Origin of the sequence: Jiangella asiatica, from assembly GCF_004349065.1 — a bacterium.
In the GTDB taxonomy this organism is placed as follows: Bacteria; Actinomycetota; Actinomycetes; order Jiangellales; family Jiangellaceae; genus Jiangella; species Jiangella asiatica.
In genome coordinates, this window is sequence record NZ_SMKZ01000054.1 from 1 (window position 1) to 26,359 (window position 26,359).

Below are 26,359 nucleotides of genomic sequence, written 5' to 3' on the forward strand. Positions count from 1 at the left end.
GACAGCCGTGGGGCTGGGCCTGGTCACCATCGGCCTCACGGTGGTGCTCGCGCTCGATCTCGCCGGCTGGCTGCGCGCCACCCTCCTGGTGGTGCTGGCCGTCGCCGCCCTCGTCGCCCTGGTCGTCCTGCTGGCCGGGGTAGCACGGGTGATGCGTCGTGGCACGCGGCTCGTGCTCGACGACGACGGCTTCGTCAACGCAACCGGGTTCGGCGTCCGGGCGGAGCGGGTTCCGTGGCGTGACGTGCGGAAGGTCCAGACCGACGGCACCATCGTGTCCGTCGACCTCGCGCATGGGCGGCAGAGCCTGATCCGCACCTCGGCCATCGACGTCGAGCCGCGGGTCCTGGCGCGCGAGCTGCGCGGCCGGCTCAACCGCGACCGCGGCTACCGCCCGCTGAGCGGGCCCGAGGGTCCCTTCTGATCCACATCGCGCCCGTGTGCCGCGCGGACGAATCGGGGCACACTGGAACGAATGCGTAGATGTCTGGTTCTGCTCGCTGTGCTGACCGCGCTGCCGGCGGGGTGCTTCTCCGGCACCGGCTCCCCGGACGCGTCGGCACCATCGGGATCGACGTCGTCGACGGCGTCACCGTCGGCCGCGGCGCCGAGCCGGACGCCGTCGTCGCCGCCCATGGACACCCCCAGCCCCGCACCGACGCCGAGCCCCACGCCGTCGCCGGCCTCAACCGCACTGGAGGGGACCACACTGCCGGGCGGCGGGCGCACGATCCTGCCCGATCACCGCCTGGTCGGCTTCGCCGGCGGCCGCTCGGCATCGTTCGGCCGGCTGTTCACCGACGACCTCGACGCCGTCGCCGCGCGGCTGGGCGACGTCGCCGACCACTATGTGCCGGACGGGCGCCGGCCACTACCGGTCTTCGAGCTCATCACCGTGATCGCGCACAAGACGCCGGCCGCCGACGGGCTCTACCGGACCCGCGAGCCCGACGACGTCATCCAGGCCTACCTCGACACCGCCCGGGCGCACGGCGGGCTGCTGCTGTTGAACATCCAGCCCGGCCGGGCGGACTTCCTCGACGAGGTGAGCCGGCTGGAGCGGTGGCTAATCGAACCGGACGTCGGCGTGGCACTGGACCCGGAATGGGCGGTCGGACCCGGCCAGGTACCCGGGGACGTCTACGGCAGCACCACCGGCGCCGAGCTGGACTCCGTCGCGGCGTACCTGGCGTCGCTGGTCCGCGCGCACGACCTGCCGGAGAAGGTGATGGTGTTCCACCAGGTGCACTCGTCGGTCGTCCAGGACGAGGCGGCGCTACGCCGGCACGACGGCGTCGTCACGATCAAGAGCGTCGACGGCATCGGCGACCGCGCCAGCAAGGAGGAGACCTGGCGGACCCTGATGCGCACCAAGCCGGCACACGTCGCGGCCGGGTTCAAGCTCTTCTTCGACGAAGACACCGAGCAGGGTCCGCTGATGACACCGGCGCAGGTGCTCGCGCTAACCCCGAAGCCGGACTACGTCATGTACGAGTGAGCGGTCAGCACACCGCGCCGGTGTCGACCGGCTCGTCGGCCGGCTCGTCGGTGGCGTCGTCGGACGGGCTCTCCTCGGACTGCTCCGTGCCGTCGGTGCCGCCTTCGGTGGTCTCGTCGCTGGACTGGCGCGCCTCGGTGTCGGTAACCGTCGATCGCTCCGCACTGGCCTCGGCCGCGGTGTTCTGCTCGGCCGCCTCGGTCGTGTCCTCCGGGGCCTCGTCCGTGGGCGTGTCTGCGGGCGTCTCGGTGCCGGTGGGCTCCGCGGCGAGGATCTCGACGATGCGGGCGTGCAGCTCGTCGTAGTCCGGGTCGCTCGACGTGGTGCCCATGCTGGCGAAGAAGTCGTCGTCGAGCGTCAGGCTCTCCAGCGGCTGGCCCTGGACCTTGACCATCAGCTCGATGAGCGCCGGGAACATGTCGGCCGGCACGTCGGAGGTGATGATGTCGCCGGCGGCGTTGGCCAGGCTCTGGTACTGGCTGAGCAGCGTGGCCGGGTCGGCCTCGTCGACGATGGCGTTCATGACGCAGCGCTGGCGCTCCATGCGCTCGTAGTCGTCGCTGCCGCAGCGCGAGCGGGCGAACCACAGCGCGTGGAACCCGTCGAGCAGCTGGTCCTCGCCCTGCTCGATGTAGCCGTTGGCTTCGGTGCAGGACCCGTCGGGAAGGCTCTTGTTGCCGTACGGGATGTCACGTGGGACGTCGACGGTGATGCCGCCCAGCGCGTCGACGACCGCCTCGAACCCGGCGAGGTCGACCATCATGAAGTAGTCGACCTCGATGCCCAGCGCGCCCTCGACGGCCCACTTGTTGGCGTCCGCACCGGGGTCGCCGACCCCTTCGAACACCTCCGGGTGCTGGGTCGGGATGTTGCGGTAGACGGCGTTGAGCATCCACTCGCCGGCGTCGCCGGAGCCGTCGAATCCGTCCGGGTACAGCTCGGCCAGCGGGCTGTCCGCGGGGAACGGGAACCCCTGCAGGTTGCGGGGCAGCGAGATCATGGTGGTGGCGCCGGTCTCGGTGTCGATGCTGGCAAGGATCTGGGTGTCAGGACGCAGCCCTTCGCGGCCCTCGCCGGCGTCGCCGCCGAGGAACAGCACGTTGAGCCGCGGCTTGTCGGCCCACGGGTCGGCGGTGTCGAGCTCGGGCGTGGTGTGGCTCGCGCCGCTGGAGGAGATGTTGCCGATGAGCTCGCGCTGTGTGAACGCGTACCGGGAGCCCACCGCCATCGGCGCGACGACGACCGACGCCGCCACGATGACGACGGCGGCACCGGCCAGCCGCTTGCTCGCGGGCAACCCCTCCGGCTCCAGCACCCGGTGCGTGCCGAGCGCGACCAGCAGCCAGGCCACCGCCGCGACGGCGAGCACACCCCCGAGCATGAACATCATCTCGCGGTCGCCGCCGTAGGACGCCAGCTCCGACGGCGGGATCAGCACCACCACGGCCAGCGTGGCGGCGAGGGCGAGGCAGAGGAGAACGACTATGGTCGTGCCGATCCGGCGCCTGCCGGCGGCGATGAGGCCGGTACCGGGGACGAGCGTCCCGAGGAACGTCAGACCGAGGAAGCGCCCATAGCGCTGGTCGCGCGACTGCCGGCGCGACTGGAGTCGAGCGCGGCGAGCACCCTGCGCGCGGCGGCTGGCCGGTCTGCGCCGGACGTCGTTCACGTGCCCTTCACACCTCCTCGCTGCCATGATCCGCCGGAGCCAGGATAATCACACCTTGCACCGGCATAGTGGGCCGTCTGTGTTAGATGACGCCCGAAGCGGCCGAGAAGTTGCCATAGGTGACCACGGTCACGACGTCCGCCCGGCGTGTCACCGTGACAGTGTGGCTCGGACCTCGTCATCGGTGACCTGGGAGAAGTCCCGGTACCAAGCCCCGACGGCGGCGAAATACCGCGGCATCTGCAGCACCACAACCGCGTCGACCAGCTCCGCCAGTTGGTCGATCGCCTCCCGCGGACCGACCGGCACCGCCGCGACCACCTGCTCCGGCGCCGGCCGGTGCGACGCGACCAACTCCGCCGCGGCCCGGATGGTCGCGCCCGTCGCGATGCCGTCGTCGACGATGACGACGGTGCGACCGCCCAGCCGCGGGGGTGGCCGGTCACCACGCAGCAGCCGCTCCCGCTCGCGCGCCTCGGTCTGCGCCTGGCCGTACGCTTCCTCCAGCTCCTGGTCGGAGATGCGAGCGTGCGCGATGACGTCGTCGTTTCGGACCCGCAGCCCGGCCGCCGTCACCGCGCCCGCCGCCAGCTCCGGCTGCCACGGCACCCCCACCTTGCGCACCACCAGCACGTCCAGCTCGCCGCCCAGCTCCAGCGCAACCGGGGCGGCCACATCCACCCCGCCCCGCGGCAGGCCCAGGACCAGAGCCTCCGCCGGGCGGCCCAGTTGCTCTCGCAGGGCAGCACCCAGCTCCTCGCCGGCTTCCCGGCGGTCACGCCAGACGCGTCCGGACGGCATCACACCCCCTGACTTTGCCGCCTCCGGCGGCGGAAGGGTAGCCTTGCGTCGCTCCGTATTTGTACGAGGCATGGAGGCGTCGCCTAGTCCGGTCTATGGCGCCCGCCTGCTAAGCGGGTTGAGGGCTCAAACCCTCTCGCGGGTTCAAATCCCGCCGCCTCCGCCCCACCAGCACGAACACGACGGGCCGGTCCACACCAGGACCGGCCCGACGCACGTCCCGTCTCAGTTTCGTCTCAGTTGTCATCGTCCCGGGCGAGACCGTGATACTGGCCGACCCGTCCCGCGTGACCCGGGGCGACCGCGTGATGCACCTGCTCTACGACGTGGAGAACGCGGCGCCGCGGTGATCACGACCCTGTCACCGGCCGCTGCTAACGTCCAGGCATGTTCACCTCCCCGCAGGTCAACGTGTATGCCCGCGACGTCGCCCGCTCGGTCGAGTTCTATCGGGCCTTCGGGTTCGAGGAGACGTTCCGGACGCCGCGCGAGGGTGACCCCATCCACGTGGAGCTGCAACTCGACGGGTTCACGCTCGGCGTGGCGGCCGTGAGCTCGGCGATCGCCGATCACGGGCTCGATCTCGATCCCGACCGTCCGGGTCGCGGCATGGAGGTCGCGATCTGGACCGACGACGTCGACGGCGTCGTGGAGCAGTTGGCGGCGGCCGGAGCACCGGTGCTCTCAGAACCGCACGACTGGCTCGACTCACTCCGGGTGGCGTGGGTCGCCGACCCCGACGGCAACCCCGTCGAACTGGTGCAACGGCGGCCCTGAATGCCGGGGTTGCTACTGTTTCCGCGGCCTTGACGTGCTGACGAGAGGTTCCGCAGGTGTCCGCAGCGTTCACGCGTTCCCGTTCGGCCGCCGTCGCAGTCGCCGTCGTCGCCCTCGGTGTGGTCCTGGCCGGATGCGGCGGCGACGACGGCCAACCGGCCGCCGCCACCGGCAACCCGTCCGCGACCGAGCCGGCCGAAGCTCCCGTGTCCCCAACGCCGGCAGCTACGACCACCGCCGCGCCGGCCACGCCGCCCGCGACCGATGCCGCCGCGCCGGCGGAACCGGCGGCGCCGGCCGGTGAGGAGCAGCCCGCCGCCGAGGGCGAGCCGCCCGCGGCCGAGCCCGAGACGCCGGCACCGGACGTGCCGCCCGCGGAACCGCCGGCCGAGCCCGACGACCCAGCACCCGATCCGCCGGCCTCGGCGGCGGACGTGTGCACTCTCGGCGCGGAGGCGATCACCGGGCTGCTCGGTGCCGGCGCCGCCCCCATGCCCGAGGAGGCCGATCCGAACGTCTGCTTCTGGTCCAGCCCAGCCGGCCAGGAGCTCGTGGTCAGCGTGTCGCCCTACGACGACTGGGTGCCCGCGGACGCCGTGCCGGGCACCCGGCCGCAGGCGGTGCCCGACCTCGGCGACGAGGCCTGGGCGTCGCTGGGCGCACCATCCAACCTGCAGGTGGCGTGGCGGCGGGCCACCATCTCAGCCAGCGTCAGCGCGAGTCTGCCCAGCGGCGGCTCGGAGCTGCCCGACGTCGCTCGCGCGGTCGATGCCGCCCTGCGAGCGGCCGGCTCCTAGCTGATCACGTACTCGTCGCCGACGGCGTCCTGCAGCTCCTGCCTGGACGCCGGCGTCTCCGGGCCGCTGATGTGCCAGCGGTGCCCGAACGGGTCGAACAGCCAGCCGCCGCGGCCGTGCGGCGAGTCGGTCACCGGGCGCTCGACGGTGGCACCGGCGGCGACCGCCCGCTCGAAGAACGCGTCGACGTCCTGGACCTGGAGGACCAGCGATACCGGTGTCCGGCCGATGGTGGTCGGGCTGAAGACGCCGCCGTCGGGCCATTCGTCCGCGATCATGACGCGGGCGCCGTCGACCACGAACTCGGCGTGCCCGATGGTGCCCGTCTGCGGGTCGGTCCAGCGAGTGGTCTCCTCGGCCCCGAAAGCCCGGACGTAGAAGTCCAGCGCCGCGGCCGCGTCCTTCGCACAGAGATACGGCGTGAGGGTGGCCATGGGGGTGCTCCTTCCGACGCACCCACCGTAGCCCCGCCGTCCGAGCGTCACATGCCCAGGCGCGCCTTCAAGCCGTCGAGCTCGGCCCAGAGGAGCGTGGGCAGGTCGTCGCCGAACTTTTCGAACCACTCGGTGATGCCCGGCACCTCGGCCCGCCACTCGTCGGGGTCGACGCGCAGGCAGGCCGCCAGCTGCTCCGGCGTGAGGTCCAGACCCTCGGTGTCCAGCGACTCCGGCGCCGGCACGTGGCCGATCGGTGTCTCCGTCGCCGCGGCGGTCCCCTCCAACCGCTCGACGACCCACTTGAGGACGCGGCCGTTCTCGCCGAACCCGGGCCAGAGGAACCCGCCGTCGTCGTCGCGGCGGAACCAGTTCACGTAGAAGATCTTCGGCAGCTTGACCGCGTCGGCGTCCTTGCCCAGCGCGATCCAGTGCGCGAAGTAGTCACCGCCGTTGTAGCCGATGAACGGCAGCATCGCCATCGGGTCGCGCCGCACGACGCCCACCTTGCCGGCCGCTGCCGCCGTCGTCTCCGACGAGAGCGTGGCGCCCATGAACACGCCGTGGGTCCAGTCGCGCGCCTCGGTGACCAGCGGGATCGTGGTGGCCCGGCGACCGCCGAAGAGGATCGCCGAGATCGGGACGCCGCGCGGGTCCTCGTACTCCGGCGCGATGATCGGGCACTGGGTGATCGGGGTGCAGAACCGCGAGTTCGGGTGCGAAGAGGGGTCCGGCGACTGTGGATCCCAATCCCGGCCCCGCCAGTCGGTGAGGTGCTCCGGCGGCTCGTCCGTCATGCCCTCCCACCAGATGTCGCCGTCGTCGGTCAGCGCCACGTTGGTGAAGACGCTGTTGCCGCGTTCGATGGTGCGCATCGCGTTCGGGTTGGTCTTCCAGCCGGTGCCGGGCGCGACGCCGAACAGGCCGTACTCGGGGTTGACGGCGTAGAGGCGGCCGTCCTCGCCGAACCGCATCCAGGCGATGTCGTCGCCGAGGGTCTCGACCTTCCAGCCCGGGATGGTCGGCTCCAGCATGGCCAGGTTGGTCTTGCCGCAGGCGGACGGGAACGCGGCGGCGATGTAGCGCACGACGCCCTGCGGCGAGGTCAGCTTGAGGATCAGCATGTGCTCGGCGAGCCAGCCCTCGTCGCGGGCCATCACGCTCGCGATCCGCAACGAGTAGCACTTCTTGCCCAGCAGCGAATTGCCGCCGTAGCCCGAGCCGTACGACCAGATCATCCGCTCCTCGGGGAACTGGGTGATGTACTTCGTCTGGCTGCACGGCCACGGGACGTCCTGCTGTCCGGGCTCCAGCGGCGCGCCCAGCGAGTGCAGACAGGGAACGAAGTCGGCGTCGTCACCCATGGCGGAGAGCACGTGCGCGCCCATCCGAGCCATGATCCGCATCGACGCGACCACGTACGCCGAGTCGGTCAGCTCGACGCCGAACATCGGGTTCTCGGCGGTCAGCGGGCCCATGCAGAACGGGATGACGTACATGGTCCGCCCGCGCATCGAGCCCCGGTACAGCCGCGTCATCTCGGCCTTCATCTCGGCCGGATCGCGCCAGTTGTTCGTCGGGCCGGCGTCGGCCTCGTCGACGGAACAGATGAACGTGCGCTCCTCGACCCGTGCCACGTCCGTCGGGTCGGTCCGGGCCCAGAAGGAGTTCGGCTTCTTCGCCGCGTCCAGCCGGACCAGCGTCCCGGCCTCGACCAGCTGGTCGGTGAGCACGGTCCACTCCTCGTCGGAGCCGTCGCACCAGCGGACACGGTCGGGCTGGGTGAGTTCCGCGACCTCGCGGACCCAGGCGAGCAGGCGGGCGTGAGATGTCGGCGCGTCGTCGAGGTGGTGATCGGTCCCGGGATCGGCGAACGTCGTCATGTGCTGGGTCACCCTTTTCTGTGGTCGGCCCGGTGGCGCGGGTCGGCGGACGCGGCTGTGGCCCGGCCTCAGGTCATTCGGAGGCGGGCTACGTTGCCGCGGGGATGTTCAGCACGTTAGGGGTCGGCGTCTCAGGCGCTGGGACTCAGAACGGGGTGATCAGGGCCACATCACGAACCGTAATCGGGACAAACTAGGACACTGGTACGTACCTAGCCTGACCTGCCATTCAGGCTGGTACGTACCACCTGTCCACAGATCGGTCGCTCCGCGCGTCCCCTAGCGTGGGCGGTTCGCGGCCGGTCGCGAGACGGCACAACCTCAGACGACGCGGCCGCGGGTGACGACGGTGCGGCCCTCGGCGGCCCACAGCAGCGACGGGTCGCCGAACGGGTCGCCGTCGAACAGGACGAGGTCGCCGGCGGCACCGCTGCCGAGGCGGCCGAGGTCGTCGCGGCCGAGCAGCCGGGCGTTCACCGACGTGGCCGAGCGCAAGGCGTCGAGCACGCCGAGGACCTCGACCTGCAGCCGCAGCCCGACGAGCTGGTCGTCCTCGAGGTCACCCATCAGGTCGGTGCCGAAGCCGACGGGGGCTCCCGCGTCGCGGGCGAGCTCGATCGCGCGCTTGCCCTCGGACAGGACCTCGCGGTTCTTCGCCTTGGAGATCGGGTTCATGCCCAACTCGTCGCCCCGCCGGTCCATCGCGTCGTAGGCGGCCAGCGTGGGCACCAGGAACGCGCCGTGCTCGGCCATCAGCTTCGCCGTCGGCGCGTCGAGCAAGTTGCCGTGCTCGATGGAGCGCACCCCGTTGGCGACGGAGTGCTCGATCGCCTCCGGCGAGTACGCGTGCGCGGCGACGTACGAGCCGCGGCGGGCCGCCTCATCGGTGATGGCACGCACCTCGTCCGCGCTGTACTGCGGCCGGCGGATCGGGTCGGTCAGCGAGACGACGCCGCCGGAGGTCATGATCTTGATGGCGTGTGCGCCCCGGCGGAACCGCTCGCGGACCGCGCGCCTGACCCCGTCGACGCCGTCGACGATCTCGGTCATGTGGTTGTGCCCCACGCACAGGTCATGGTCGCCCGGACGCGGGTCGCCATGGCCGCCGGTCTGCGAGAGCGCCGGGCCGGTGTAGAGGTACCGCGGCGCGGCTACCAGGCCCTCGTCGATGGCTCGGGCCAGGCCCGGGTCGCCGCCGGCGACGTCGCGGACCGTGGTGAAGCCCCGGCGCAGCGCGTTGCCGAGGCGCCGGGCCGCCTTGAGCGCGACATAGCTCAGCGGGCTGGACTCGATACCGACCATGTCGAGCCCGACGCCGTACGCGTGACAGTGCGCGTCGATCAGGCCCGGGACCACCACCCCGCCCCGTGCGTCGACGACCTGACCGTCGCCGCCGGTCACCGAGGCGCCCACCTCGGCCACCACTCCGTCGACGATGCGCACCCCGCCCTCGGACAACTCGGCATCGACGCCGTCGAAGATGCGGGCGTTGACGATGGTGATGCTCGACTGCTGGCCCATGGACGGTGGCCCCTCCGTGTACGGCGACCTGGCGACACGTGACACCGTATAGGTGCTGTCAGCGCAGGTGACGGTCGGGCTGGCGGGCACGCGAACGTAGTGATTTCGGCCAGGACGCCCGGACCGGTACACTCGTTCATCGGTCCGCCGCGCGGGCCGGGCGCCCGTAGCTCAACGGATAGAGCATCTGACTACGGATCAGAAGGTTAGGGGTTCGAATCCCTTCGGGCGCGCCCACCGAAACCCCAGGCCACAGCGACACCGGCCTGGGGATTCGTCGTCTCTGGGCCATGGCTTGCTAACAGGGCACCGGCAGCGCGGCCGGCGGGTCGTCATCATCGCGACCGTCCGAGTCCGCATCCGAGGCGCCGTCGCTGTCCAACTCACGTGCGAAGATATCCGCCACGTCGGCCGCGCGCTGGCGGATGACATGCGCATAGACGCGGAGGGTGATCGCGGGACCGGCATGGCCGAGCCGTTCGGCCACCACGTGCACCGGCACACCAGCGAGCAGCAGCGTCGTCGCGTGCACGTGCCGCAGATCGTGGAGCCGAGCACGCGGCAGCCTGTCCGGCTCCATCACTGTCCGGTCGTACGCCTCGATCAGGCGCGGCATGAGCTGCGACACCGTGTCGGGAAACACTGGTCCGCCGAGTCCACGGGTGAACACGTGATCCTCATCGAGGCCGCGCACGACGGCGGTTTGACCACGCCGTCCAGCGCGAGCGCGACAACCGCGAAGAGCAGGAGATGATCGCTGCCAAGCGGGCCGAGCTTGCCGAGCAGGGCGCACCGGTCCTCGACCACGACGCGGCCTGCGACCCAGCGCCCGCAGACCTGCGCGGCCTGGTCGACGCCGACGGCAACGACCTCACCGGGGACAACGTAGCCGTGTTCGGGCGCGGTTACCGGCTGCCGCACCACGCCAACGTCGTCATCACCGACGGCGAGTCCTACCGCATTCGACAAGCCCGAACGAAGGGAGCCACCATCCAAACCAGAAAACTGATCAACCTGAGGGGTGGGGACTTCTACTCGGCCCCAACGGGGACCACAACCTGGCCGTCGGCAACTCGCCGGGGAAGTCAGCCCTGGATCGGAGATCGCTATCTGGCTGGCGGCGGCGTGAGCCAGGTCGCCACCGAGAGAGCGGCGGCAGCCACGAGCGCGGACCCGACGCCGTGATGGGCCGCCAGCGCTCCGGCCGCGGCCGGCCCGGCGATGGTGCCGATGCCGAGGAAGAATACGGTCGCGCTGAATCCTGTGGTCGGGCGCTCCGGGAAGACCTGGTAGCTCCATACGGCGAGAAGTGCGGAACCGGCCATGAAGCTCGGGCCGTACAGCACGGCGGAAACACCGACGGCGGCCAGGGCTGAGGGGGCGGAGCCCAGGAGTGTCGACGCCACGGCGAGCAGGCCGAACAGTGCCACGTGGGAGCGGCGCAGGCCCAGTCTGGCGAAGACTGCACCGGCGAAGATGCCGGCCGTCCCGGCCGTTCCCATGGCGGTCCAGAAGAGGGCCGCGATGCCGTCGTGGTCACCGGAAGGGGCCGCCGTGGTGATCGCATCGACAGCGAGCAGCCAGAAGACCGAACCCACGACGCCGTACGACAAGGCGGTCAGGTAGAGCGGTACGGCCTGGCGTCGGGCGAACCAGCCCAGGCCGAGCCGCGGCGGCCGTCGTCCACGGGTGGCCGGCCCGGCCGGCAGGACCCGGATGTTGTAGATGGTGGCAGCGAGCGCGCCGGCGCCGAAGAGCAGCCATGCGTACGTCCAGCTCGAACCGTGCAGCATCAGGGCCAGAGGGCCGGCGGCGGCGACGCCGAACGCGGTGCCGCTCGGTATCAGGGCCAGCACCCGCTCCCGCCGTTCCGGCAGGACCATCCGCTCGGCCGCGTCGGAGTAGGGTGCCCAGATCCAGCCGGGACTGGTGCCGGCGAGGATGAGACCTGCGACCAGGGCCGGCCACCCGTTGGCCAAGGCCACCAGCGTCATCCCGACCGTGGCGGACAGGCCGCCGACCGTGACGAGCGCACGGGGCCCCACGCGTGCGGCGAGGATGCCAACCAGAACCAGCGCCACGAGGTACCCGGCGTAGGTCGCACTTCCGATCAGCCCCAGAGCGGACATCGGAAGGTCGAAGTCGTCCCGGATGTCAGGGAGGAACAGGCCGTAGCCGTACCGGGCGAAGCCGAACGAGACGCCAACCGCGGCCAGGCCGGCGAGTCCCAGCCGGCGAGCGTTTGACAGCTTGGGGCGTGACGACCTGCGGTGCGAAGGGCCTGTGGTGTGTGTGCGGATGGTGGCGATTGGCATGGTCACCATGCTTCGATGTGCCACTGCCGACTGCCAGTGGCGTAAAGGACACCCTCCGATAAGATTTCGCCATGACTGACGTGGAACCATTGCATCACGTGGCAGTCGTCGCATACGGGGGGATGTCCGCCTTCGAACTGGGCATCGTCACCGAGGTGTTCGGCGTCAAATGGCCCGGCGCGCCCGCATACCGGCTCACCGTGTGCGCGGAGGAGCCCGGTCAGGTGAACATGATCGGCGACGCGACCCTGCGCACACGGCATCGGCTCGAGACGCTCGCCGCCGCTGACACGGTCATCATCCCGAGTGTCTCGGACATCCACGACGAGGCGAGCCCGGAGCTGACGGCGGCGCTGCGCCAAGCACACAGCCGGGGCGCGCGGATTGTCTCGATCTGCACCGGCGCCTTCGCTCTCGCCTCAGCGGGCCTGCTCGACGGGCGGAGGGCCACCACCCACTGGCTGTATGCCGACGTCCTGCGCCGTAGGTATCCGCGCGTGGACGTCGACCCAACGCCGCTGTACATCGACGAGGGCGACATCTTGACCAGCGCTGGAAGCGCCGCGGGCCTCGATCTGTGCGTGCACCTGGTTCGCCGGGACCACGGCGGCGTCGCGGCCAACCTGGTAGCGCGACGGCTGGTGGTGTCGCCGCATCGCGACGGCGGCCAGGCACAGTACATCGAGGCACCAGTCGCCAACGACTCGCAGGACGACCGGATAGCAACCAGCATGACCTGGGCCCTCGGGCGGCTCGGGGAACCGATGACGGTGGAGATGCTCGCTCGGCACGCCGCGATGTCTCCGCGCAGCTACTTACGGCACTTCACCCGAGCCACCGGCACCAGCCCGATCCGCTGGCTGATCGCGCAGCGGGTGCAAGCCAGCCTGCCTTTGCTCGAGGCCGCAGATACGCCGGTGGAACGGATCGCCGCGATGGTCGGCTTCGAGAGCGCAGTCACGTACCGGCACCACTTCCACCGGGCAATGCGCACCTCGCCGTCGGCGTATCGACGTGCGTTCCGGGCGACGACGTAAACAGCGCTCCTGGCTCGGGTTGTGCGAGAAGTCGCCGTAGGCACCAGCGGTGCGGTCGCTCGAACCCCACGGTCCACGGCGCGGCCATCAGATACTGCGTCGGGACCACCGGCGTAGTCGCCCATAGCGGTGATCGCGGCGCTGAGCTCGGATGCGGCGCTGGCGTGGATGCGCTCGCCGTTGAGGTAGGCACCACGGTCCGGATGGCGGTGAAGCGCTCGGCGAGCAAGGGCAGGTCGACGATCCCCAGCACGGGCGTGCCGTCGACGATCAAGCCAAGCGACGATCCGCGCCTCGACCTCGTGGCTCGCGCCGCCCGCGGCGAGCATGGCCTCCACGGTCCCTTCGCCTCCGTCGGCCACCGGAACGCTCGACACCCGAGCCTCGGGGCACGCCGCGCGGACACCGGCCGCCATAGCCGCAGGGGCCTCGTCGGCACTGAGCGTTCCCCTTGAACTTGTCCGGGGCGACGAGAACCCGGGGATGTCCGGTCACGGCCACGGCTCCTTTCGTCGAGCGGATCACGCGAAAATCGCCGTGATTAGCAGGATCAGCGGCAGTGACAGCAGCGTGGTGAGCAGGACCGCCTCGCGGGCCAGGCCGAACGACACCCCGTAGCGGACGGCGTGGACGAAGATGTTCTGCGCGGACGGCAGGGCGGCGACGACCATGGCGGTCAGGAGTTCGCGGCCGTCCAGCCCGAAGAGTCTGGCCCCGACCGCGTAAGCGATCGCGGGAGCGGCGACGGTCTTGAGAACCACCGCGAGCCACATCGCGCCGCTGTCCCGCCCACGGCCCGGCAGCGGCGCACCGTACAGCGACAACCCGAAGGCCAGGAGCATGAGCGGGACGGCAGCACCGCCCAGCATCTCGATCGGCGCCATGACGATCTCCGGCGGGTGCCAGCCGACGGCGGCGACGACGAAGCCCAGCGCCACCGAGACCACCAGAGGATTGCGGGTCGCGGCCAGCCGCACGCGCCAGCGGCTGGTCCCGCCGCGTCCGGTCAGCAGGTCCAGGGCGATGAAGCTCAGCGGCATCATGACGAGGACCTGGAAGAGCATGACAGGCGCGACGACCGCCGCGCTGCCGACCACCAGCACCAGCAGCGGGATGCCCAGGTTGTTGGTGTTGACGTAGCTGGCGCACAGGGCCCCGATCACGACCTCCTGGCTTGGTCGCAACAACAGGAGGCGGGCCAGTACGACATAAAGCAGGGCGACGACCGTCGCGGTGACGACGGCCACCGTCGCGGCACCGGAGAAGACGGCCCGCACGTCGGCTCGGTACAAGATGGTGAACAGCAGGGCCGGGGCGGCCACCGAGAACGACAGCCGCGACAGCGGGACCTCGGCGGCGTCACCGAGCAGCTTGATGCGACCGAGCACGTACCCGATACCGACGACGACGCCGAGGAGCGCGAATCCGCTCAGGACCTCCGGCACTGACCGACCCCTCGTCGACCCGGCGTCATCGGTTCGTCATGCGAGGAGATCCCGCGCAACGATGTTGCGCTGGATCTGGTTCGTGCCCTCGATGATCTGGAGCCCCTTCGCCTCCCTCATGAAGCGCTCCATCGGGTAGTCCGTGCTGTAGCCGTTGGCTCCGAAGATCTGCAGGGCATCGACCGTGATCTTCATGGCGGTGTCGGTGGCGAAGGTCTTGGCCATGCCGATCAGCGGGGCGGCTTCGCGAGGAGAGGTGCCGCCGTCCAGCACCGCGGCGGACTTGTACACCAGGTGGCGGGACGCTTCGAGCCCGATCTTCATGTCGGCAAGCATCCACTGCAGCCCCTGGAAGTCTGCGATGGCCTGGCCGAACGCCCGGCGTTCCTTGGCGTAGGCGACCGCATGGTCCAGCGCTCCCCGGGCGAGGCCGAGCGCACGGGCGCCGACCAGGGGGCGGAGCAGCGTGAACGTGCTCGCCGCCGTGCCAAAGCCCTTTCCCTCCTCGCCGAGCCGGTCGGACTCGGGGACGAATACGCCGTCGAACCGGACCTCGCACGAGGGGATGGCGCGGCCGCCGATCTTGTTCATCTTCCGGCCCAGGTGAACCCCCTCGGCGCCGGTCGCCACGACGAAGGTGCTCAGGCCCTTGTGCCCGGCCTCCCCTGTGCGCGCGAAGGTGACGAAGTAGTCCGAGACCGGCGCGTTGCCGGCCCAGACCTTCGTGCCGGTCAGCCGGTATCCGCCGGACACGTGCTCCGCCCTGGTGTGGAGGTTCGCCATGTCCGAACCGACCTCGGGCTCGGTGTTGGCGGTGGAGAAGCGCAGTTCGCCGCGGGCGAGGCCGGGCAGGTACCGGGAGCGCTGTTCGTCGTCGCCCGCCAGGCTGATCGCGAAGAACGGCTGCCAAGTCATCATCAGCAGGTATGACGTGTTGTAGCACGCGCGGGTCAGCTCCTCGATGACCAGCGCGCACGTCAGGATGCCCGCTTCCTGGCCACCGTCCTCGGAAGAGAACGGGAGCGCGAGCAGGCCCTCGGCGAGGAGTAGCTCGAACATGTCCTGCGGGTAGTCGCCGGTGCGGTCGCGTTCGGCCGCTCCGGCCCCGACCGGACCGTCCGCGAGCCGGCGGACACGTTCGACGATTGCCTGCTGCTCGGTCGTCAGCGCGTACTGCTCGCCGGTGTCGTGCGTGCGCTGGGCGGTGGAGCTCTGCGTGGTGGTGTTCACAGCTGTTCCTGTCGCGGGTTGTGGGGTGCGGGACAGAGAGCGGGATCGGTGGGATTGTCGGCCCGGAGCTCGCGGAGCACGGCCTCGGTGTGCTCGCCGAGCAAGGGCGGAGGGATGGTCGCCGGCGGCCACGGGGGATCGGCGTCGAACGGCGTGCGCAGTTGGTTGAGGTCGCCGACGATGGGATGCGCGACGCGGACCGTCCGGGTGGGCGGCCCGGGAAGGACGTCGGACAGGTCCTGGACAGGCGCGGCGGTCACGCCGGCGGCTTCGAAAGCGCGCAGGGCGGCGTCCCGGCACGTTAGGGCGAGGTGGTCCCGGAGGCCGCGCGCGGTGCCAGCGGAGATGCCGAGTGCCCGACCGGCCAGTTCGCCGTCGTCGCACTCCAGCCACAAAGCATCGCCGGCGGCGCAGACATAGGAGCCCCGCACGCCGGGCTCGTGAGCGGGTTCGGCCTCGGGCGCCTCGCCGGCACCGGTCATGCGGTCGACCTGGGCGTAGAGCTGGGCGTCCAGGAGATTGAGATCGATGACGCACCCCTGCCCGGTGCGGCGGCGACGAAGCAGCGCCGCCATGATGGAGCCAGCCGCGAGCGCGGCCGCGGCGAAGTCGGGCAGACTCACGCCCATCCGCACCGGCGCGCCCGCGGCCCGGCCGGACTCGTGCATCGCCCCGCTGATCGCCTGGATCACCGGATCGTTGGCGGGCCGGGCCGCGGCCGGTCCGTCGTTGCCGAAAGCGGAGATCGCGCAGTGGATCAGCCCGGGGTTCGCCCGGCGCAGGACGACCGGACCGACGCCCAGCCGGTCGACCGTCCCGGGACGGAAGTTGTGCACGACGACGTCCACGTCACGCGCCATGGCCTGGACGATGCGCTGACCGGTCGGCCTCTTCAGGTCAAGGGCGACCGCTCGCTTGCCGCGATTGCAGCTGAGGAAGACCGCCGACTCCGCGCCGCTGTAAACCGCGCCGATCGAGCGCCCGATCTCGCCGCGGCCGGGCGGCTCGACCTTGACCACATCGGCGCCGAGGTCGGCGAGCGTCTGGGTGCACCAGGGGCCGGCCACGAAATGGGTGAGATCGAGGACCCGGACACCGGCGAGCGGGCCGGTCATTCAGCCTCACGCCCGGAGCCGACCAGCTTGACGGCCGGTGCCAGGCTCAAGGGTGTCCAGTCGGCGTGGGCCCATCGGTACGCGGCTTCCACGACCCAGTAGTTGCCGTAGGGCATGACGTCCTCCATCGGGAAGCGGGAGAATCCGGCGCCGGCCTTCTCGGCCGGCAGCCGACCCCAGCTGCTGTGCAGCAGGACGCCGCCGGGCGACAGATGGTCGCGGAACAGGCTGCCGCTGATGCGGGCGGCGATACGTTCCGCCCACCCCGCCGACGCCGGGTCCAGGCGGCCGAGGCGCAGCAGGGCGTTCGCCGCGATCGCCGCGCTGCAGGTGTCTCGCGGCACGCCCGGCGCCGCCGGATCGTCGAAGTCGTAGAAGGGCACGTGGTCCGCGGGAAGGTGCTCGACGTACCAGTGGCAGGCGCGGCGTGCCACGTCCAGGAACCGCGCGTCGCCGGTGGCCTCGTAGACGTTGGTGTAGTTGTGCATCGCCCAGGCCTGGCCCCGCGCCCAGGTCGCGTCGTCGTCGTAGCCCTGCATGGAGTACCGTCGCGCCGGCGCTCCGGAGTCGAGATCGAACTCGATTGCCTGGTGCGCCGAACCGTCGGCGCGGATGATGCCGTAATCCAGCAGCGCGGCGTTGTGGGCGACGGCGATGTCGCGCAGCTCTGGGCGCCGCTGCGCCGCCCAGTAGAAGGGCAGGAGATTCAGCCCGGTGTCGATGACGGCTCGGTTGACGTCGCGTACCTGGAAGAAGACCCCGAACCGGTCGTCGAAGTTCTCCGCGTACCGGGCCACCGCTTCCACCGCCGTGTCGGCGAGGGCCGAGTCTCCGCTGATCCGTGCGCCGAGGCATGACGCGTAGAACAGGTCGCTCCCGGCGGCGGAGAACCTCGGCGGTGCGGCGGCCAAGGTGTCGGCCACCGAGCGGGCCACGCGCATCGCCGCGGCGCACACGCGGTCGTCGCCGAAATGGGTCCCGACCAGCCAGAGCCGCCCGGCCAGGAAGCCCACCCACTGGAAGGTCGCCCATGCGTGCGGGTTGTACGGCGCGACCGGGCGGTAGCCGCCGGTGGAGTAGCTGAACGCCGGAACCTCGCCGTCGTCGGCGTCCTCGATCAGGCTCAGCACCGGGTCGAGTCCGCGCTTGACGTCCTCCAGGGCGCGGGAGGACGCCGCGCGCACGTCGGCGTCCGACGGGCCCATGTCCAGCGGCGCGTGGTCGGTTTGGGAGGCGGTCATCGGGCCACCTCCCCGCGTCCGACGACGATGGATGCGGCCTCGGCGGCGACGCCGGAGGAGACGAGGGCGCCGATCTCGTCGTCGTCCAGGCCGGACTCGCGCAGCACCGCGCGGGTGTCCGCTCCGAGCAGCGGCGGGGCGTCGCGGACCGGCGGGCGGACTCCGTCGAAGCGCATCGGCGCCGCGAGCGTGCGCAACGTGCCGAGCGTCGGGTGATCGACCTCGGTGACAATGTCGTTGTGCACGACCTGGGAGTCGGTCATTGCCTGGGACAAGGTATTGACCGGTGCGCACGGCACCCCGGCCTTGTGCAGGACGGCGAGCCACCGGTCGCTGGCCCGGTCGGCGAAGGTCGCTTCGAGCAGCTCGGCGAGTTCCCGTCGCCGCACGACGCGATCCCGGTTGGTGGCATAACCCGGGTCCGCGAGCAGGTCGGGGCGGTCCAGCGCCTGGCACAGCAGTCGCCAGAACTTGTCGTTGATGATCGAGATGTAGACGTACTCGCCGTCGGCACATCGGAACGCCTGGTATGGGGAGAACTGGGGGTGCGCACTGCCGAGCCGGGGCTGGTCCTCGCCGTTGATGAGGTACTCCTGCGCGCGTGGCCCGAGCGCGAAGACCTCGGCATCGAGGAGGTTGAGATCCACCTGGCTGCCCTCGCCGTGGCGATCACGGCCCACCAGCCCGGCCAGGACAGCCTGGGCGGCCAGCATCCCGGCCGCGAAATCCGGGACGCTGACACCTTGACGGGCCGGCGGGCCGTGCTCCTCGCCCGTGATCGCCATCGCACCGGACAGCGCCTGGATGATCGGGTCGTTTCCGGCCAGGTTCGCGTAGGGCCCGTCGGCGCCGAACGCGGAGATCGAGACGTACACCAGTCCTGGGTTGCGCTCGGCCAGAGCCGGTCGATCCACGCCGAGCGCCGCCGCCTTGCCAGGGCGAAGGTTTTCGACCACAGCGTCTGCCCGGTCGGCGAGCCGGTAGAACGCGGCCCGCCCCTCCGGTCGCTTGAGGTCCAGCGCGACGCTGCGCTTGTTGCGGTTCAGCGACAGGAAGACGGCACTCTGATCCTCCGCGTAGACGCTTCCGGCCTGCCGGGACATGTCTCCGGACTCCGGCCGCTCGATCTTCACGACGTCGGCGCCGAGATCGGCAAGCAGCATGGTGCACCACGGTCCGGCGGCGAGGTGGCTGAGGTCGAGGACGGTCACGCCCTCGAGGGGCAGATGTGCATTCACAGCTCTCCGTTCGTAAATAGGAACGCTGTTCGGAACACTAGTTAGCATGGGGACGGCTGGCAAGACCGGGCCGATACACCGGACATCCCGCAACCGCGGGACGCCGTTAGGTTGGTGTCGCGGGTATCGCGGCGGTGCGCGGGCGGAGGAGACGACCATGGTCAGCGACAACGGGCTGGTGCGCTCAGTGGAACGGGTCACGGCGCTGCTGGAGCTGATGTCCGCGCACAAGGAGCCGCTGCGTCTGTCCGAGATCGCCCAGGAGCTCGGCATTCCGAAGAGCACCGCGCACGGCCTGCTGAACACACTGGTGGTCCGTGACTTCGTGGCACGGACGGACGACCAGGGGTATCGGCTGTCCATGCGGTTGTTCTCTTTGGTGTCGACCGCACTGGGCTTCGACGACATGCGTGACGTCGCGCGTCCCGCGATGCGCGAACTGTCCGCGAGCACGCGCGGGACCTGCAGCCTGGCCGTGCTGGACGGGCACGACGTGCTCTACATCGAGAAGGTCGAGGACCGGAGCAGTCTCGTCCAGGTCGTGACGCAGGTGGGCACGAGGGTCTCCGCGCACGTGACGGCGCTGGGCAAGGCGCTGGTCGGCGCGATGCCCGCCGCCGAGCGGGAAAGGTGGATCGACGAGCACGCCTTCGGCAAGGTGACCGACAGCACGGTGGCCGGTCCGGAGGAGTTCCGCGCCCAGCTGGCCGAACAGGACCGCCTCGGATACGCGCTCAACGACCAGGAGCTGCACTCCGCAGTCACCGCTTGGGCGGCACCGGTCCGCGACCACACGGGCGGGGCGGTCGCGGCTCTGAGCCTGGCACATCTCGGGGAGCCTCCGTCCTCCACGCGGAAACACGAACTCGGTCTCGTCGTGCGGCGCGCCGCCGAGAGCGTCTCAGCAGCGCTCATCTCCACACCGGCGGGCGCTTCTCCAGGAAGGCGCTGACGCCCGTTTCGCTGTCGGGCATGACGGCGTTCATCGTCAACCTGTCCGTCATGTAGGCCAGGGCCTGACCGACGTCCATGCCGGCGGCGGTGCGCAGTGCGTCCTTGCCCATCGCGAGCACGGCCGGCGAGAAGGACGCCAGCCGGGCCGCCAGCGCCTCGGCGGATTCCCACAGGCCGGCAGCGGGGACGACGCGATTGGCCAGCCCCATGTCCCGCGCCTCGTGGGCGTTGAACCGCTCGCCGGTGAATGCGAGTTCGGCCATCTTCCGCGGGCCGATGATCCGCTCGATCACGACGCTGATGATGAACGGAAACCTGCCGATCGTGATCTCGGGTGTCCCGAAGACGGCGTCGTCGGCGGCGATCACGAGGTCGGCGGCCGCGACGAGTCCGAGGCCGCCGCCGAGCGCATATCCCCGGACGGCGGCGATCACCAGCGTGGTCGTCCGACGGATCGCGTCGAGGGAATCCGCGATGGTGTCGAACTCGGCCCGGTACTGCTCCGCCTGCTTGCCCGTCACCTCCCGCAGGTCGGCGCCCGCCGAGAATGCTCGCTCACCGGCGCCGCGCAGGACGATGCAGCCCACCGACGCGTCGTCGTCCAGCTGCGTCAGGGCGTCGATCAACGCGAGATTCATCGCAGTGCAGAGCGCGTTGTGGACCTCGGGCCGATCGAGGATCAGCCAGGCGATTCGGCCTGACCGTTCGATGCGGACGTAGGGGCGGTCCGGCGGCGTGCGTTCGGATCCGGTCATGGGCCCACCGGGGCTGATCGGGAAGCGCGGCTCGTCATCGTGGTCAGGCATGCCGGAAGCGCGGTTCCCGGCGCTCCAGGAACGCCGCGGCGCCCTCCGCCGCGTCGGCTGTGGTGAAGGCGCGGGCGAACAGCTGGGACTCGTACTCCAGGCCCACCTCGAGCGGAGCGGCGGCGCCGGTGTCGACCAGCTGCTTGATGAACCGCAGCGCCTTACCGGGCCGTTCGGCCAGCGTTCGGGCCCAGGCATGCGCCTCCTGGTCGACCAGACCGTCGTCGACGACCCGGTTCAGCAACCCGATCCGCAACGCCTCCGCGGCATCGATCGGGTCGCCGAACATCATCAGCTGCTTGGCGTTGGAGCCGCCGACGATGCGCGGCAACAGCTGCGAGCCGCTCGTGCCGGGGAAGATGCCCCGCTTGACCTCGGGGAGAGCGAAGGTCGACCGGCGGGACGCGATCCGCAGGTCGGCGAACAGCGCGAGTTCGAGACCGCCGCCGTAGGCGATTCCGTCGATGGCCGCGATCACCGGGCACCGGCACCGCCGGACGGCTTCAGAGACGCGGTGCCCCTGCTTGGATACCTCGTAAGCGTTGCCGAGCCGGATCCGATCCGGGAACTCCTTGAGGTTGGCGCCGGCCGAGAACGCCCGGTCGCCGGATCCGGTCAGCACGATCGCCCGGACGCCGTCGTCGGCCGAGAGTTCGGTGAACACCTCGGCGATGCGTTCCTTGAGCGCGCTCGTGAGGATGTTGAGCGGGGGATTCCGCAACACCACCGTGGCCACGGCGTCGTCACTGCGAACCTCGACCAGCGAGGCGGGGTCGGGTGCTTCCTTGCTCTCCACGCGATCGTCCATTCCTGCCGTCGGCTGCGGGACGACGGCACGCCGTCGGCGTCGGTCCACCGCGGCGCGCCGTTCAATCTATGGTGGTATACCACATACACAGGCTTCTGGCCCCGGCGCCGGCAGGGCCATCCGGCGCGACAGCAAGGAGTACGGCGTGACGATCAGCTGGCCGAACTGACGGCTACGCCTGGACTCCACCGGGGTCTCCTATTCAGTGCGTCGCGAGTCGCGCCCGGAGGCGACCCGCCGAGGAACTGCTGGCCACGGCGGAGGAACTGGACGCGCAACTGATCGTTATATGCCTGCGCCGCAGGTTTCCCACGGGCAAGCTCCTGTTCGGCAGTACCGCCCAGTACGTCCCTGCTGGAAGCCGAGTGCGACGTCCTGGCCGCCAAGGCCCCGCACGCATCCCGCTGATCCCGCTCGGCCCTTCCCGTGGGCCGGCCATGGTCGCCCGCGCGGCACGGCCGCCGGTTGTGCGATCCCCGGTCGCCGGATGTGCGGAGAATGCTTGACAGGTCTGGACATGCCGTGTGTTGTATACCGCATTCCGAGATCGACGGTTCGGATCCATGTGGAGGGCTTGCGCGACAGCGCGACGACCAGCACGTGGGACGCGCGACACAAGCCGAAGGAGCCTTGATGCGCAGGACTCGACTTATCGCTGCCGCCCTACCCTTCCTGCTTCTCGGAGCGGCCTGCGCCGACACCGGCGGCGGCGCGACGGGCGGGGAAGCCGACGCTGAGGCCCCCGCTGACGGCGAGTGGCCCGGTGAGCTCACCATCTACGTACCGGCCGCACCCGGCGGTGGCTTCGACATCATGGTGCGGGGGATGCAGGACCACATGGCTGAGGCGCTGGGCGAGAGCGTCGTGGTCACGAACGTCGAGGGTGCCAGCGGCGCGATCGCCGCCGCCGAGATGCTCGACCGGCCGGCGGACGGCACGTCCATGATGGTCGTGTCCAGATCGGTCTCGTCGGTGCCGTACAGCGGGTCGCCGGACATCGATCCGGTGGAGGACTTCGCGCCGCTGGGCGTGTCGATCCAGGACGTGTCGTCACTGACCGTGCGCGCCGACTCGCCGTACCAGACGGTCGGCGAGTTCGTCGACCACGCCAAGGCCAATCCGGGCGAAATTACCATCGGGCACTCGGGCGTCGGATCCGTGTGGCACGCCGCGGGGCTCCTGCTGGCGGAGGCGGCGGGCGTCGAGTTCTCGTTCGTTCCCTACGAGGGTGGCTCGGAGTCCGCCGCGGCGTTACTCGCCGGAGAGATCGACGCGGTCCTCAACGGCCCGTCGGAGACGCGACCCATCATCGAAGGCGGCGATGCCGTCACTATCGGGGTCCTCGGCGACGAGCGCTCGGCGGCGCTTCCGGACGTGCCGACCCTGAAGGAGGAGGGCATCGACGTCTCGTACTACGTCTGGCGTGGCTACGTGGTCGACGCCGAGACCCCGGAAGCCGTCCGGGAGGAGCTCTCGGCCAGGCTCGAAAAGGCCGCGACGCAGGACGAGTACGTCACCGCGATGAACGAGGTCGGCTTCGAGACGACGTGGACCCCGGCCGACGAGTTCGGCGAGCTCATCGTCGAGGAGGACAAGCTCGTGCGTGAACTTTTCGAGGGTGAGGACTTCATGAACACGACACCGGACCGCCTGAACCAATGACCGCGCGTCAGCTCCCGAAGGACATCATCAGCGGGATCCTGTTCGTGCTCCTCGGCGGCGGGGCCTTGTGGGCGACATCGGAGTTGGGAGGCGGCGCGTCGATAGCCGAGGACCCGGCGCTGCTGCCGCGCGTCGTCGGGGTCGGCCTCATCGTCTCGGGTGTCGTCCTCGTCGGGCTCTGTCTCGTGCGCCGGCGGCTCGGCGTCACCGGTGCGGATGACGCCGAGAGCATCCCGGTCGATCTTCCGGTGCCGGAGTGGGACGACAGGGCCGAGGACGACGACTCCGCGCCCGGGGAATGGCGGGTCGTCATCGGGCTCGCGGCGGCCGTGATCCTCTACGTGGCCGGGGCCTTCGAGCTCGGTTTCATCACGTCCACGGCCGCGTTCGTCGTCGCGGCGGGGTTGATCCTCGGCCGGCGCCGCGATGCCCGCTCGCTCATCGTCCTCGTGGTGTTCGCCGTCGTCGTCGCGATCGTGGCGTTCAGCGGGTTCTTCGAGTTGCTGAACGTGCGCATGCCCATCACCCCGCTACGTTGAACGAGGCTCCATGACTCCGATTGCCGCTTCGGTCGGCTCGCTGTACACCGAGGGCTGGTCGCTGGTCATCAGTCCCACGACACTGCTGCTCATCCTCGCCGGTGTCCTGGTCGGCATGATCGTCGGCGCGATCCCCGGCCTGACGGCGAACATGAGTGTCGCCGTGCTCGTGCCGCTGACCTTCACGATGTCGCCCACCGAGGCGATCGCCGTCCTCACCGGGATATGGCTGGGGTCCATGTACGGCGGCACCTTGCCGGCGGTCCTGATCAACATGCCGGGGACGCCCGCCGACCTGATGTCCACCATCGACGGGTATCCGATGAGTCGCCGCGGCGAGGGCGGCCGTGCGATCGGGATCGGAGTCCTCTCCTCCTTTCTGGGAGGCACGTTCAGCGTCCTCGTGCTCGGTACGGCCGGGCCGACGCTGGCCGCGTTCGCCCGGAACTTCGGCTCGGCCGAGTACTTCGCCGTTGCCGTGCTGGGGTTGTCGGTGATCGCCTTCGTCTCGGGATCGTCGATGTCGAAGGGCATCATCTCGGCGTTGATCGGCCTGCTGCTCGGCACGATCGGCCGCGACGCACTGACCGGGCAGACCCGCTTGACGTTCGGTCAGGATGAGCTGTTCGGCGGCCTGGACTTCATCGCCGTAGTGGTCGGGATCTTCGGCCTCGCCGAGGTGATGGAGCAGGTCTATGCCCGTCGGCACCGGGTGAAGGAGAGGCCTCAGGAGATCGCCGGGGTATGGGCCGCCGTCAAGGACGTGAGACCGCTCAAATGGGTCATCGCCCGTTCATCGGTCATCGGAACGGTGGTCGGCGCCATCCCGGGCGCCGGAGCGACGATCGCCTCGGTCATTTCCTACGGCACCCAGAAGCAGGTGTCCAAGCAGCCGGAGAAGATGGGTACCGGCGCGCCCGAAGGACTGTCGGCCTCCGACAGTGCCAACAACGCCGCCAGCGGCGGAGCGCTGCTGACGATGCTCTCCCTGGGCATCCCCGGTGACTCGCTGACCGCCATCCTCCTCGGTGCGCTCATCGTGCAGGGTGTCGAGCCGGGACCGTTGCTGTTCGAGAACGACACCCAGCTCGTGTCCTCGATCTTCATCTGCCTGCTCATCGCCAATGTCTGCCTGTTGCTCATCGGGATGTTCGGCGCCCGGTACTTCGCCAAGGTCCTCGACGTCCCGCGAACCCTGATGTATCCCCTAATCACGGTGGCCTGCATCAGCGGGGCATTCGCGCTCAACGGGAGCACCTTCGACGTGTGGGTGATGCTCCTGTCGGCCGTCCTGGGCTTCCTGTTCGCCCGTGCGGACATCCCCAAGGCGCCGTTGGTCCTGGCGCTCATCCTCGGCCCGATCCTCGAGACCAACCTCCGCCGGTTGCTCTCGCTGCACGACGGCGATGTGACGGCCTCTGCCGGCACGCTGGTGACCAGCCCGGTCGGGCTGCCCGTGCTCCTGCTCACCGCGGCGCTGTTCGCCCTGCCCATGATCCGAGCCCTACGACACCGGAACCCCGCCCGCCGCGTGGGGGAGCAGCACCCCGCCGATGTCGGGCCCCGCCGGAAATAGCCGAGGAGTAGGCATGGAACAGATCAAGGTCGACGGCACGGACTTGTCCATCAGCCAGGTCGTGTTCGGCACCATGACGTTCGGTGCCCAGGTCGACGAGGCAGAGGCCGCACAGATGATCGCGACCTGCCGCGAGGCGGGCATCACGATGTTCGACACCTCCAACAACTATGCCGGCGGTGCGTCGGAGGAGATTCTCGGTCGCATCGTCAAGCCCTTCCGCGACGAGGTCCTCATCTCGACGAAGGGCGGCAGCCACGTCGATCAGACCGATGCCTCGCTCGCCGGCTTGAGTACCAAGGCGCTCCACCGAGCGGTGGACGGGAGCCTGCAGCGGCTCGGTGTGGACCACATCGACGTCTATTACCTGCACCGGCCAGACTGGAACACGCCGATCGAGGAGACCCTCGAGGCCCTCGACCAGATCGTCCGTTCGGGAAAGGTGCGCTACGTCGGGCAGTCGAACTACGCGGCCTGGCAGATCACCGAGATGCTCTATCTCGCCCGGATGAACGGCTGGCCCGAGATCCGGATCTCCCAGCCGATGTACAACCTCGTGGGCCGCCGCGTCGAAGCCGAGTACGCCGCCTGTTCCGAACGCATGGGCCTGACGAATATCACCTACAATCCGCTCGCCGGCGGCCTGCTGACCGGCAAGCACCGGCCCGACGAGACGCCCGAGGCGGGCACGCGGTTCAGCAAGCCCATGTACCGGGAACGTTATTGGAACGACGTCCAGTTCCGGGCGGTCGAGCGGCTGCGCGGCATCGCCGAGGACGCCGGGCTGACCCTCATCGAACTGGCCTTCCGGTGGATCGCCGCGCGTCCGCTGGCCCACGCCATGCTGCTCGGCGCCTCGCGGCTGAGCCAGCTCGAGTCGAACCTGAAGGCGCTGCACGGCCCGCGGCCGAGTCCGGACGTCATGACGGCGTGTGACGAGGTGTGGGACGACCTGCGCGGCGCGGCCCCGGACTACAACCGCTGACGGCACACGCCGTCGCACCGACGGACGA

26 protein-coding genes, 2 tRNA genes and 1 pseudogene are annotated in these 26,359 nt (G+C 70.2%); 14 read left to right on the forward strand and 15 right to left on the reverse strand.

The annotated features are described in order from the left end of the window. Nucleotides 1-424 (forward strand): hypothetical protein (locus E1269_RS32510; protein WP_162606635.1); only part of this gene is annotated, 424 nt, incomplete at its 5' end. 51 nt (nucleotides 425-475) lie between these two features. Further along, a complete protein-coding gene (locus E1269_RS26275; protein WP_203434092.1) occupies nucleotides 476-1,498 on the forward strand; it encodes a hypothetical protein in 1,023 nt (340 codons plus the stop codon). A 4-nt stretch (nucleotides 1,499-1,502) separates the two neighbouring features. Here E1269_RS26275 and E1269_RS26280 read toward each other — a convergent pair whose 3' ends face one another. Continuing rightward, a complete protein-coding gene (locus tag E1269_RS26280; RefSeq protein WP_162606636.1) occupies nucleotides 1,503-3,167 on the reverse strand; it encodes an LCP family protein in 1,665 nt (554 codons plus the stop codon). Nucleotides 3,168-3,317: 150 nt separating this feature from the next. Next, nucleotides 3,318-3,968: a phosphoribosyltransferase gene (locus tag E1269_RS26285; RefSeq protein ID WP_131900177.1), complete on the reverse strand. Its 651-nt coding sequence runs from the start codon at nucleotides 3,966-3,968 to the stop codon at nucleotides 3,318-3,320. Nucleotides 3,969-4,040: 72 nt separating this feature from the next. Here E1269_RS26285 and E1269_RS26290 point away from each other — a divergent pair. The 3 genes from E1269_RS26290 (at nucleotide 4,041) to E1269_RS26300 (ending at nucleotide 5,542) form a co-directional block, all read left to right on the forward strand. Continuing rightward, nucleotides 4,041-4,131, forward strand: a tRNA-Ser gene (locus tag E1269_RS26290). A gap of 224 nt (nucleotides 4,132-4,355) precedes the next feature. Then, nucleotides 4,356-4,745 (forward strand): VOC family protein, encoded by a 390-nt coding sequence (locus E1269_RS26295; protein ID WP_131900179.1) that lies wholly within the window; start codon nucleotides 4,356-4,358, stop codon nucleotides 4,743-4,745. A 56-nt stretch (nucleotides 4,746-4,801) separates the two neighbouring features. Beyond that, nucleotides 4,802-5,542: a hypothetical protein gene (locus E1269_RS26300; protein ID WP_131900181.1), complete on the forward strand. Its 741-nt coding sequence runs from the start codon at nucleotides 4,802-4,804 to the stop codon at nucleotides 5,540-5,542. Here the strand turns inward: E1269_RS26300 and E1269_RS26305 are convergent. From E1269_RS26305 to E1269_RS26315, 3 genes are all read right to left on the reverse strand, one after another. Continuing rightward, complete coding sequence (locus E1269_RS26305) at nucleotides 5,539-5,976, reverse strand: VOC family protein (RefSeq protein WP_131900183.1); 438 nt, start codon at nucleotides 5,974-5,976, stop codon at nucleotides 5,539-5,541. The genes E1269_RS26300 and E1269_RS26305 overlap by 4 nt on opposite strands. A 47-nt stretch (nucleotides 5,977-6,023) precedes the next feature. Beyond that, the gene (locus E1269_RS26310; protein ID WP_131900185.1) at nucleotides 6,024-7,859 is read right to left on the reverse strand and encodes a phosphoenolpyruvate carboxykinase (GTP); all 1,836 of its coding nucleotides are present in this window, start codon (nucleotides 7,857-7,859) and stop codon (nucleotides 6,024-6,026) included. A 321-nt stretch (nucleotides 7,860-8,180) separates the two neighbouring features. Further along, the gene (locus E1269_RS26315) at nucleotides 8,181-9,380 is read right to left on the reverse strand and encodes a metal-dependent hydrolase family protein (protein WP_131900187.1); all 1,200 of its coding nucleotides are present in this window, start codon (nucleotides 9,378-9,380) and stop codon (nucleotides 8,181-8,183) included. Nucleotides 9,381-9,540: 160 nt separating this feature from the next. Between E1269_RS26315 and E1269_RS26320 the strand changes: the two genes are divergently transcribed. Then, a tRNA-Arg gene (locus E1269_RS26320) sits at nucleotides 9,541-9,613 on the forward strand. A 65-nt stretch (nucleotides 9,614-9,678) separates the two neighbouring features. Here the strand turns inward: E1269_RS26320 and E1269_RS26325 are convergent. Next, nucleotides 9,679-10,074 (reverse strand): site-specific integrase, encoded by a 396-nt coding sequence (locus tag E1269_RS26325; RefSeq protein ID WP_203434093.1) that lies wholly within the window; start codon nucleotides 10,072-10,074, stop codon nucleotides 9,679-9,681. A gap of 56 nt (nucleotides 10,075-10,130) precedes the next feature. Between E1269_RS26325 and E1269_RS32515 the strand changes: the two genes are divergently transcribed. Next, a complete protein-coding gene (locus tag E1269_RS32515; RefSeq protein WP_162606637.1) occupies nucleotides 10,131-10,565 on the forward strand; it encodes a hypothetical protein in 435 nt (144 codons plus the stop codon). Here the strand turns inward: E1269_RS32515 and E1269_RS26330 are convergent. Further along, nucleotides 10,487-11,695 (reverse strand): YbfB/YjiJ family MFS transporter, encoded by a 1,209-nt coding sequence (locus E1269_RS26330; RefSeq protein WP_203434094.1) that lies wholly within the window; start codon nucleotides 11,693-11,695, stop codon nucleotides 10,487-10,489. The genes E1269_RS32515 and E1269_RS26330 overlap by 79 nt on opposite strands. A gap of 71 nt (nucleotides 11,696-11,766) precedes the next feature. On the opposite strand from E1269_RS26330, the gene E1269_RS26335 reads away from it, so the two are divergent. Further along, nucleotides 11,767-12,732 carry a helix-turn-helix domain-containing protein gene (locus tag E1269_RS26335; RefSeq protein ID WP_131900191.1) on the forward strand — a complete coding sequence of 322 codons (966 nt, stop codon included), beginning with the start codon at nucleotides 11,767-11,769 and terminating at the stop codon, nucleotides 12,730-12,732. 344 nt (nucleotides 12,733-13,076) lie between these two features. On the opposite strand, the pseudogene E1269_RS34405 reads toward E1269_RS26335, so the two are convergent. From E1269_RS34405 to E1269_RS26365, 6 genes and pseudogenes are all read right to left on the reverse strand, one after another. Further along, nucleotides 13,077-13,148 (reverse strand): annotated as a pseudogene (locus E1269_RS34405) (hypothetical protein); the annotation flags it as partial. Between the two features lie 105 nt (nucleotides 13,149-13,253). Further along, complete coding sequence (locus tag E1269_RS26345; protein ID WP_131900193.1) at nucleotides 13,254-14,177, reverse strand: AEC family transporter; 924 nt, start codon at nucleotides 14,175-14,177, stop codon at nucleotides 13,254-13,256. Between the two features lie 36 nt (nucleotides 14,178-14,213). Beyond that, nucleotides 14,214-15,407, reverse strand: a complete 1,194-nt coding sequence (locus tag E1269_RS26350; protein WP_131900195.1) for an acyl-CoA dehydrogenase family protein — start codon at nucleotides 15,405-15,407, stop codon at nucleotides 14,214-14,216. Beyond that, nucleotides 15,404-16,522 (reverse strand): CaiB/BaiF CoA transferase family protein, encoded by a 1,119-nt coding sequence (locus E1269_RS26355; protein ID WP_131900197.1) that lies wholly within the window; start codon nucleotides 16,520-16,522, stop codon nucleotides 15,404-15,406. Before E1269_RS26355 ends, E1269_RS26350 begins: the two co-directional genes overlap by 4 nt. Beyond that, complete coding sequence (locus E1269_RS26360) at nucleotides 16,519-17,763, reverse strand: hypothetical protein (protein WP_131900199.1); 1,245 nt, start codon at nucleotides 17,761-17,763, stop codon at nucleotides 16,519-16,521. Before E1269_RS26360 ends, E1269_RS26355 begins: the two co-directional genes overlap by 4 nt. Further along, nucleotides 17,760-19,064 carry a CaiB/BaiF CoA transferase family protein gene (locus E1269_RS26365; RefSeq protein WP_162606638.1) on the reverse strand — a complete coding sequence of 435 codons (1,305 nt, stop codon included), beginning with the start codon at nucleotides 19,062-19,064 and terminating at the stop codon, nucleotides 17,760-17,762. Before E1269_RS26365 ends, E1269_RS26360 begins: the two co-directional genes overlap by 4 nt. Nucleotides 19,065-19,158: 94 nt before the next feature. Between E1269_RS26365 and E1269_RS26370 the strand changes: the two genes are divergently transcribed. Next, a complete protein-coding gene (locus E1269_RS26370) occupies nucleotides 19,159-19,953 on the forward strand; it encodes an IclR family transcriptional regulator (RefSeq protein WP_162606639.1) in 795 nt (264 codons plus the stop codon). On the opposite strand, the gene E1269_RS26375 is transcribed toward E1269_RS26370, so the two are convergent. Together E1269_RS26375 and E1269_RS26380 are read right to left on the reverse strand one after the other, a co-directional pair. Next, the gene (locus tag E1269_RS26375) at nucleotides 19,913-20,710 is read right to left on the reverse strand and encodes an enoyl-CoA hydratase/isomerase family protein (RefSeq protein ID WP_162606640.1); all 798 of its coding nucleotides are present in this window, start codon (nucleotides 20,708-20,710) and stop codon (nucleotides 19,913-19,915) included. The genes E1269_RS26370 and E1269_RS26375 overlap by 41 nt on opposite strands. A gap of 43 nt (nucleotides 20,711-20,753) precedes the next feature. Continuing rightward, nucleotides 20,754-21,557: an enoyl-CoA hydratase/isomerase family protein gene (locus E1269_RS26380; protein WP_162606641.1), complete on the reverse strand. Its 804-nt coding sequence runs from the start codon at nucleotides 21,555-21,557 to the stop codon at nucleotides 20,754-20,756. A gap of 290 nt (nucleotides 21,558-21,847) precedes the next feature. Here E1269_RS26380 and E1269_RS34410 point away from each other — a divergent pair, with 290 nt between their 5' ends. From E1269_RS34410 to E1269_RS26405, 5 genes are all read left to right on the forward strand, one after another. Next, nucleotides 21,848-22,075: a hypothetical protein gene (locus E1269_RS34410; RefSeq protein WP_420810675.1), complete on the forward strand. Its 228-nt coding sequence runs from the start codon at nucleotides 21,848-21,850 to the stop codon at nucleotides 22,073-22,075. 127 nt (nucleotides 22,076-22,202) lie between these two features. Further along, entirely contained in the window at nucleotides 22,203-23,231 is a 1,029-nt protein-coding gene (locus E1269_RS26390) for a Bug family tripartite tricarboxylate transporter substrate binding protein (RefSeq protein ID WP_162606642.1), read from the forward strand. After that, nucleotides 23,228-23,770, forward strand: coding sequence for a tripartite tricarboxylate transporter TctB family protein (locus E1269_RS26395; protein ID WP_131900211.1), 543 nt, complete (start codon nucleotides 23,228-23,230; stop codon nucleotides 23,768-23,770). The genes E1269_RS26390 and E1269_RS26395 overlap by 4 nt, the downstream gene beginning before the upstream one ends. A 10-nt stretch (nucleotides 23,771-23,780) precedes the next feature. After that, on the forward strand, nucleotides 23,781-25,346 hold the full coding sequence (locus E1269_RS26400) for a tripartite tricarboxylate transporter permease (RefSeq protein WP_131900213.1): 1,566 nt from the start codon (nucleotides 23,781-23,783) through the stop codon (nucleotides 25,344-25,346). Further along, entirely contained in the window at nucleotides 25,324-26,331 is a 1,008-nt protein-coding gene (locus tag E1269_RS26405) for an aldo/keto reductase (RefSeq protein ID WP_203434095.1), read from the forward strand. Before E1269_RS26400 ends, E1269_RS26405 begins: the two co-directional genes overlap by 23 nt. Nucleotides 26,332-26,359: the final 28 nt, after the last annotated feature.

What these genes read in the sequence shown, in the direction of transcription:
- E1269_RS26275 (WP_203434092.1), top strand. Translation starts at nt 476, where the DNA reads ATGCGTAGATGTCTGGTTCTGCTCGCTGTGCTGACCGCGCTGCCGGCG.
- E1269_RS26285 (WP_131900177.1), bottom strand. Translation starts at nt 3,968, where the DNA reads ATGCCGTCCGGACGCGTCTGGCGTGACCGCCGGGAAGCCGGCGAGGAG.
- E1269_RS26295 (WP_131900179.1), top strand. Translation starts at nt 4,356, where the DNA reads ATGTTCACCTCCCCGCAGGTCAACGTGTATGCCCGCGACGTCGCCCGC.
- E1269_RS26305 (WP_131900183.1), bottom strand. Translation starts at nt 5,976, where the DNA reads ATGGCCACCCTCACGCCGTATCTCTGTGCGAAGGACGCGGCCGCGGCG.
- E1269_RS26310 (WP_131900185.1), bottom strand. Translation starts at nt 7,859, where the DNA reads ATGACGACGTTCGCCGATCCCGGGACCGATCACCACCTCGACGACGCG.
- E1269_RS26315 (WP_131900187.1), bottom strand. Translation starts at nt 9,380, where the DNA reads ATGGGCCAGCAGTCGAGCATCACCATCGTCAACGCCCGCATCTTCGAC.
- E1269_RS32515 (WP_162606637.1), top strand. Translation starts at nt 10,131, where the DNA reads ATGATCGCTGCCAAGCGGGCCGAGCTTGCCGAGCAGGGCGCACCGGTC.
- E1269_RS26330 (WP_203434094.1), bottom strand. Translation starts at nt 11,695, where the DNA reads ATGCCAATCGCCACCATCCGCACACACACCACAGGCCCTTCGCACCGC.
- E1269_RS26335 (WP_131900191.1), top strand. Translation starts at nt 11,767, where the DNA reads ATGACTGACGTGGAACCATTGCATCACGTGGCAGTCGTCGCATACGGG.
- E1269_RS26355 (WP_131900197.1), bottom strand. Translation starts at nt 16,522, where the DNA reads ATGACCGGCCCGCTCGCCGGTGTCCGGGTCCTCGATCTCACCCATTTC.
- E1269_RS26360 (WP_131900199.1), bottom strand. Translation starts at nt 17,763, where the DNA reads ATGACCGCCTCCCAAACCGACCACGCGCCGCTGGACATGGGCCCGTCG.
- E1269_RS26370 (WP_162606639.1), top strand. Translation starts at nt 19,159, where the DNA reads ATGGTCAGCGACAACGGGCTGGTGCGCTCAGTGGAACGGGTCACGGCG.
- E1269_RS26375 (WP_162606640.1), bottom strand. Translation starts at nt 20,710, where the DNA reads ATGACCGGATCCGAACGCACGCCGCCGGACCGCCCCTACGTCCGCATC.
- E1269_RS26390 (WP_162606642.1), top strand. Translation starts at nt 22,203, where the DNA reads ATGCGCAGGACTCGACTTATCGCTGCCGCCCTACCCTTCCTGCTTCTC.
- E1269_RS26395 (WP_131900211.1), top strand. Translation starts at nt 23,228, where the DNA reads ATGACCGCGCGTCAGCTCCCGAAGGACATCATCAGCGGGATCCTGTTC.
- E1269_RS26400 (WP_131900213.1), top strand. Translation starts at nt 23,781, where the DNA reads ATGACTCCGATTGCCGCTTCGGTCGGCTCGCTGTACACCGAGGGCTGG.
- E1269_RS26405 (WP_203434095.1), top strand. Translation starts at nt 25,324, where the DNA reads ATGTCGGGCCCCGCCGGAAATAGCCGAGGAGTAGGCATGGAACAGATC.